This window comes from Paenibacillus koleovorans NBRC 103111 (assembly GCF_004000845.1).
In the GTDB taxonomy this organism is placed as follows: Bacteria; Bacillota; Bacilli; order Paenibacillales; family NBRC-103111; genus Paenibacillus_AA; species Paenibacillus_AA koleovorans.
Genome location: NZ_BIMA01000197.1, coordinates 1 through 6,599 on the forward strand (window position 1 = coordinate 1; position 6,599 = coordinate 6,599).

The window sequence follows — 6,599 nt, forward strand, 5'->3', positions numbered from 1 at the left end:
GCGCGTCCGCGCCTCCAGCGGCCTCGGCCGCCAGCGCCGCGTCGCCTTCGGCCCTCGCCACGCCGGCCGCGCTCGCGTCCGCGCAGACGCAGGCCGAGGCGCCGGTCGCCGCGCAACCGGCCATGCCGCTCGTCTGCATCGACGCCGGCCACCAGCGCAAGGGCGACAACACGACCGAGCCGGTCGCCCCGGGCTCCAACGTGTACAAAGCGAGGGTGTCCCACGGGACCACCGGGGTCGCGACCAAGAAGCCCGAATACCAGCTCACGCTGGAGGTATCGCTTCTGCTGCAGCAGAGGCTGCTCGAAGCCGGCTACCCGGTGCTGATGATCCGCGAGACGCATGACGTGAACATCAGCAACTCCGAACGCGCGGCCATCTGCAACGACGGCCATGCTTCGGTCGCGCTGCGCATCCATGCCGACGGCTCCGAGCTGCCGCAGGCGAAGGGCATCACGGTGCTGTATCCGGGCTCCGGCGCCCTTTCGCAGCCGAGCAAGGCTTTAGCTGCGGTCCTTCTGGAGGAGCTGCTGAAGACGACCGGCGCCAAATCCAGAGGCGTCGTGCCCCGCGATGACTTGGCCGGCTTCAATTACTCGCAGGTTCCGTCCATCCTGCTGGAGATGGGGTTCATGACCAATGCCGAGGAGGATCGACTGATGTCAACTCCGGAGTACCAAGCGCAATTGGTCGCCGGCATGGTCGAATTCGTGAAGCGGGCGCTTCCGTTACCCTAGCCCAAATAAGCCATGCCCCGAGGTCGTCCGCAAGGAACTTCGCCGAGGCATGGCTTCATTTATTTCAAAATTGACCGCCGGTCTGGTTTGGTGCTAATGTAAAGAGGAAGGGGATTGCTGATAAAGTGGAGCGTAGTCGAATGAGCGAACAATGGAAAATCAACAACCGAGAAGAGCAGATTATCGAGATTACGGAAATGTTCCGTCTATTCTCGAAAAAATGGATGGCCGAATGGAACAAGCGCAAGCCGGAGGGCATTTCGCCTACACATGCCGCTATTCTGACATTGCTGGAGAGCAAAGGGCCGCAGAAGCCTTCCAGCCTGGCGGCGGAGCTGCATATTACGACAGGCGGCGTCACAGGACTGACGGACAAGCTGGTCGATGCCGGATATGCCAGCCGGACGCGGGATGATGCTGACCGGAGGCTCGTCTATCTTGAAATTACGGAAGCCGGACGGGAGCTGCTGAAGGACATTACCCGCGTGAAGCGCGAACGGGAAACGAGCATCTTCTCCGCTCTGAACGATGAGGAATTAAATTCCTACCTCCAACTGCTGCAAAAGCTGTGCGATTGACGGAAACCCCTCACCCGAGCAAGTGCTTATAAGCCCCATAGTCGATCTGCTGCTTCTCCAGAAAACGGATCAAGCTGGCATGGTCGCGCTTTGGCGTGGCCAAAATATAGCCTTCGATGCAGTGTTGCTGCGTCACTTCGCTGGCGCCTGCCTCCAGTGCGACTTGGCCGATCCGGGCGGCGATGGAATGCCGGGCGATGTCGCGAAATGGTCCGGGAACTGGAGAGACGAGCAGCTCCAGGAACGATTTGGAAGCCTCCGTCCACATGTGGCGCGACGAATCGACGTAATGATTTTGCCAATCGAGCTTCGACTTGCCGTCCGCCTTGGGCAGCACTTTCAGAAACTTGCGGAACATAAAAAAACCGCCGACCGACATGAAGAACAGCAGGACGAAAGCCCAGAAGATCAAGGCTAACATGAAGGAATCGGAAGGTTGGGAGTTCATCGGCGTTCACCTCGAGAAAAAGATTCATCTGCATTATACCTGAATCGAGCCTAAATTTGTAGTTTGGTCAACCGGGACTTCTAAAACTGAATATGATAGAATGAATGAAGCGAATGCAGAAGGAGTGATAACGTTTATGTTGAAAATCGGATCCCATGTTTCCTTTTCCGACAAAGGGCTGCTGAATGCAGCGGAAGAAGCGGTCTCCTACGGCTCGAACACTTTCATGATCTATACCGGCGCTCCTCAGAATACTAGAAGAAAGCCGATTGAAGAGCAATTTATAGCCGAAGGCAAAGAAGTGATGGACAAGCACAGCATGAGTGATATTATCGTTCACGCCCCGTATATCATCAATCTGGGCTCTTATAAGGAAGATACGTTCGAGCTCGCGGTTCGTTTTCTGCAGGACGAGATCCGCCGGACGGACTACTTGGGCGTGCGCAACATTGTGCTACATCCTGGCGCGTATACGGACAAAGATGCCGAGTATGGCATTGCTAGAATCGCAGAAGGCTTGAACGAAGTGCTGTCCGGCACGAAGGACACGAATGTGAATATCGCGCTGGAGACGATGGCGGGCAAAGGCTCCGAGATCGGCCGCAGCTTCGAGGAAATCGCGCAAATTATGGAGAAGGTCGCGGACAACAGCCGTCTGACCGTCTGCATGGACACATGCCATATTCATGATGCCGGCTACGATATTGTAGAAGATTTCGACGGCGTGCTGGACCAATTCGACCGGATCGTCGGCCTGAATCGTCTAGCCGTTCTCCATATGAACGACAGCAAAAACTTCCGCGGCGCAGCCAAAGACCGTCACGCTCCGATCGGTTCCGGCTTGATCGGCTTCCAGGCGATGCATTACATTGCCCATCATCCGAGCCTGCAGCATCTGCCCAAAATTCTAGAAACGCCGTGGATCGGCAAGGACGAGAAAACCGAGCGCCCGATGTACGAGGCGGAAATTGCGCTGCTGCGCGGCGATACCGCCGGCCGTTTCGGAACCGACTTCCTGGCGCATCTGGAGGAGCTGCATCATTTCTTCGGCAAACAGGAGCTTGATCCTCGTGCTTACGTGCTGTCTATTTGGGAATTGTTGAAAAATGACGCCAAGGCCAAAAAAGCCGACGGCCGCGAGCCGATGGAACGTTTATATGATTTGGTATTCGAGCATCGCCTATTCCCGGAGCTGTCGGAAGAGCAGATCAACCATCGCTTGACCGCTTGGCTCGCGGGCAAGCATGTGCTGCAAACCGCCTAGTAGAGGAGCCGTCGGAACATGAGTCTGATTTCTCGATCGCTGCCTGAGCGTACCGGGCGCCACATGAACCGCGCGCGGATGCTGATCTCGTGCCCGGACCGTCCGGGCATCGTGGCGGCGGTATCGCAATTTCTCGCCCGTCAAGAGGCGAACATCGTGCATTCGGATCAATACTCGATGCATCCGCCCGGCGCGCTTTTTTTCATCCGCATCGAGTTTGATTTGGATCGGTTGGAGAGCCGGTTGGACGCGTTGAAACGCGACTTCGCGCCGGTGGCGGACGAGTTCGCCATGTCGTGGCGCATCACGGAGGCGAGCCGTCGCAAGAAGCTGGCCGTGTTCGTGTCCAAGGAGGATCATTGCCTGCTGGAGCTGCTGTGGCAATGGAAGTCCGGCGATCTGGACGCCGATCTCGAGATGGTGGTCAGCAATCATCCGGACATGCGCGAGACGACGGAGTCGTTCGGTATTCCGTATTATCACATTCCGGTGACGGCGGCGACGAAGGCCGAGGCGGAGCGGACGCAGCTGGAGCTGGTGAACGGCAAGGTGGATGCGATCGTCCTCGCGCGCTACATGCAGATCATTTCGCCCACCTTCCTCGAGCACTACGAGAACCGGATTATCAACATCCACCACTCGTTCCTCCCGGCGTTCGTCGGCGGTAAGCCCTATGCCCAAGCCTATGACCGCGGCGTCAAAATTATCGGAGCGACGGCGCACTATGTCACCGAGGAGCTGGACGGCGGCCCGATCATCGAGCAGGACGTGCAGCGGGTCAGCCATCGCCATTCGGTCGACGACCTGAAGCGCATCGGCCGCCATATCGAGCGGACTGTGCTGGCGCGGGCGGTGTCCTGGCATGTCGAGGATCGCGTGCTGGTGCATGAGAACAAGACCGTGGTGTTTCCGTCTTAATAAACTGCATTTTACTCGGGCCGATTGCTTCTTTCCGTGCATATTTCGCGGCGGGAAGCACTTCGGCTTTTTAATGTAGAAAAGCAGGAAAGCAAATGATACAATAATGCAAGTACCAAGGTCGGAATTTAATTGATTACAGGAGGCTATGAAACGATGTCACAAGTTACTCAGACTATCGACCAACTATCGATCAACACCATAAGAACGCTTTCGATCGACGCTATCGAGAAGGCCAATTCCGGGCATCCGGGCATGGTCATGGGCGCGGCTCCAATGGCTTACGTGCTGTGGACGCAGCAGATGAAGATCAACCCGACTAATCCTAGCTGGTTCAACCGCGACCGCTTCGTGCTGTCCGCCGGCCACGGCTCTATGCTGCTATACAGCTTGCTGCACCTGTGCGGCTACGATGTGACGATCGAAGATTTGAAGAGCTTCCGCCAGTGGGGCAGCCGTACGCCGGGCCATCCGGAATTCGGTCACACGGCGGGTGTCGACGCTACGACCGGCCCGCTCGGTCAAGGGATGGGCATGGCGGTTGGGATGGCGATGGCTGAGGCGAATTTGGCAGCTACATACAACCGTGACGAGTTCCCTGTAGTCGACCACTATACATTCGTGATCTGCGGCGACGGCGACATGATGGAGGGCGTATCGTCCGAGGCGGTCTCGCTGGCCGGCCATCTGAAGCTGGGCAAGCTGATCGTGCTGTACGATTCCAACGACATCTCGCTCGACGGCGACTTGAACATGTCGTTCTCCGAAAATGTGCAGAAGCGCTTCGAAGCTTACGGCTGGCAAGTGCTGCGCGTGGAGGACCAGAACGACCTGGGCGCGATCGGCGCCGCGATTGAGGAAGCGAAGGCGGATCTGTCCCGTCCTACCATGATTGAGGTCAAGACAACGATCGGCTTCGGCAGCCCGAACAAAGGCGGCAAAGGCGGCCACGCCGGCCCGCACGGCTCGCCGCTCGGCAAGGATGAGACGAAGCTGACGAAGCAAGCGTACGGCTGGCCCGAGGAGCCGGACTTCCTCGTACCGGACGAAGTGCGCGCGAACTATGCGCAAGTGAAGGCGAACGGCGAGCAGGCGGAATCGCAATGGAACGCCCTGCTCGAGGCATACCGCGCCGCGCATCCGGAGCTTGCCAAGCAATTCGACGACGCCGTGAACGGCCGTCTGCCGGAAGGCTGGGATTCCGAGCTGCCGAAGTACACGCCGGCCGACAAGCCTTTCGCTACCCGCGCTGCTTCCGGCAATGCCTTGAACGCGCTGGCGAAGCGCGTGCCTTCGCTCATCGGGGGATCGGCCGACTTGGCCGGCTCCAACAACACGATGATCAAAGGCGGCGGCGACTTCAGCGCTTCGAACTATGGCGCCCGCAACTTCTGGTTCGGCGTGCGCGAGTTCGCGATGGGCTGCGCCCTGAACGGCATGATGCTGCACGGCGGTCTGCGCGTGTTCGGCGGGACGTTCTTCGTCTTCTCCGACTACCTGCGTCCGGCTGTCCGTCTGGCCGCTCTGATGAAGCTGCCGTCCATCTTCGTCCTGACGCACGACTCGATCGGCGTCGGCGAAGACGGCCCGACCCACGAGCCGATCGAGCAGCTGCCGGCGCTCCGCGTCATTCCGGGCATCACCGTGCTGCGTCCGGCTGACGGCAACGAGACGTCCGCGGCTTGGCAATACGCGATGAGCCACGACGACACGCCGTTTGCGCTCGTGCTGACGCGCCAGAACTTGCCGGTGCTGGCGGGGACGGACGAGCTCGCGCAGGCTGGAATCAGCCACGGCGCTTACGTGCTCTCCGACGCCGAGAACGGCAAGCCGCAGGTGCAGCTGCTCGCGACCGGCTCCGAGGTGCAGCTGGCTGTCGCCGCGCAGAAGCAGTTGGCCGCCGAGGGCATCCAGGCCCGCGTCGTCAGCATGCCGAGCTTGGAGCTGTTCGAGAAGCAGCCGCAGGCGTACAAGGACTCCGTCATCCTGCCGGAGGTCAAGGCTCGCCTGGCGATCGAGATGGCGTACCCGCTCGGCTGGGAGCGCTATGTCGGCGACGCCGGCGCGGTGCTCGGCATCGACCGCTTCGGGGCATCCGCGCCGGGCGACAAGCTGATCGCGGAGTACGGCTTCACGGTCGAGAACGTGGTTAACAAGGTGAAGGCGCTGCTGTAAGCAGCTGCCTTCCCACTATAGAGGTCCTCATTCATCCCACTTATTAAGGAGCAACCGACCTATGTCCCAATTCGAGAACGTAACGGTTCTGACCAAAGCTAATGTGTACTTCGACGGCAAAGTAACAAGCCGCACGCTCGTCTTCGCCGACGGCTCCAAGAAGACGCTCGGCGTCATGCTGCCGGGCCAATTCCAGTTTTCCACCGACACGAAGGAAATCATGGAGTTCTACTCCGGGGATTTGACGGTGCTGCTGCCGGGCGAGACCGAGTGGAAGCCATTCGGTCCGGGCACGCAATTCGAAGTGCCGGCCGGCGCCATCTTCAAACTCGACGTGAAGTCGGTTACGGACTATTGCTGCTCGTTCGGCTAATGTTTGACATGTTATAAAGCTGCTGAGAAGCCAACTTTTGGACCAAATCCGGGAGTTGGCTTTTGTGTTGTTGTTGTTGTTCTTATTATGCCTAGTGAAAAACTTC

General features: G+C 58.8%; 7 protein-coding genes. 6 read left to right on the forward strand and 1 reads right to left on the reverse strand.

Annotated features, from left to right (window positions below):
• Positions 1–122 precede the first annotated feature (122 nt).
• Together PKO02S_RS31240 and PKO02S_RS31245 are read left to right on the forward strand one after the other, a co-directional pair.
• Positions 123–737: an N-acetylmuramoyl-L-alanine amidase gene (locus PKO02S_RS31240; RefSeq protein ID WP_127589080.1), complete on the forward strand. Its 615-nt coding sequence runs from the start codon at positions 123–125 to the stop codon at positions 735–737.
• 140 nt (positions 738–877) lie between these two features.
• Complete coding sequence (locus PKO02S_RS31245; protein WP_127589082.1) at positions 878–1,315, forward strand: MarR family winged helix-turn-helix transcriptional regulator; 438 nt, start codon at positions 878–880, stop codon at positions 1,313–1,315.
• Positions 1,316–1,325: 10 nt separating this feature from the next.
• Here the strand turns inward: PKO02S_RS31245 and PKO02S_RS31250 are convergent, their stop codons facing one another.
• Positions 1,326–1,763: a DUF2621 family protein gene (locus tag PKO02S_RS31250; protein ID WP_127589084.1), complete on the reverse strand. Its 438-nt coding sequence runs from the start codon at positions 1,761–1,763 to the stop codon at positions 1,326–1,328.
• A 136-nt stretch (positions 1,764–1,899) separates the two neighbouring features.
• Here PKO02S_RS31250 and PKO02S_RS31255 point away from each other — a divergent pair, with 136 nt between their 5' ends.
• The 4 genes from PKO02S_RS31255 (at position 1,900) to ppnP (ending at position 6,493) form a co-directional block, all read left to right on the forward strand.
• Positions 1,900–3,027, forward strand: a complete 1,128-nt coding sequence (locus PKO02S_RS31255) for a deoxyribonuclease IV (protein WP_127589086.1) — start codon at positions 1,900–1,902, stop codon at positions 3,025–3,027.
• Between the two features lie 18 nt (positions 3,028–3,045).
• The gene (gene purU, locus PKO02S_RS31260; RefSeq protein ID WP_127589088.1) at positions 3,046–3,945 is read left to right on the forward strand and encodes a formyltetrahydrofolate deformylase; all 900 of its coding nucleotides are present in this window, start codon (positions 3,046–3,048) and stop codon (positions 3,943–3,945) included.
• 156 nt (positions 3,946–4,101) lie between these two features.
• A complete protein-coding gene (gene tkt / locus PKO02S_RS31265) occupies positions 4,102–6,120 on the forward strand; it encodes a transketolase (protein WP_127589090.1) in 2,019 nt (672 codons plus the stop codon).
• 61 nt (positions 6,121–6,181) lie between these two features.
• A complete protein-coding gene (gene ppnP, locus PKO02S_RS31270) occupies positions 6,182–6,493 on the forward strand; it encodes a pyrimidine/purine nucleoside phosphorylase (RefSeq protein WP_127589092.1) in 312 nt (103 codons plus the stop codon).
• Positions 6,494–6,599 lie beyond the last annotated feature (106 nt).

Bases quoted from the DNA above. Each gene is read 5' to 3' on its own strand.
- purU (WP_127589088.1), top strand. From the start codon at position 3,046: ATGAGTCTGATTTCTCGATCGCTGCCTGAGCGTACCGGGCGCCACATG.
- ppnP (WP_127589092.1), top strand. From the start codon at position 6,182: ATGTCCCAATTCGAGAACGTAACGGTTCTGACCAAAGCTAATGTGTAC.
- PKO02S_RS31255 (WP_127589086.1), top strand. From the start codon at position 1,900: ATGTTGAAAATCGGATCCCATGTTTCCTTTTCCGACAAAGGGCTGCTG.
- PKO02S_RS31240 (WP_127589080.1), top strand. From the start codon at position 123: ATGCCGCTCGTCTGCATCGACGCCGGCCACCAGCGCAAGGGCGACAAC.
- PKO02S_RS31250 (WP_127589084.1), bottom strand. From the start codon at position 1,763: ATGAACTCCCAACCTTCCGATTCCTTCATGTTAGCCTTGATCTTCTGG.
- PKO02S_RS31245 (WP_127589082.1), top strand. From the start codon at position 878: ATGAGCGAACAATGGAAAATCAACAACCGAGAAGAGCAGATTATCGAG.
- tkt (WP_127589090.1), top strand. From the start codon at position 4,102: ATGTCACAAGTTACTCAGACTATCGACCAACTATCGATCAACACCATA.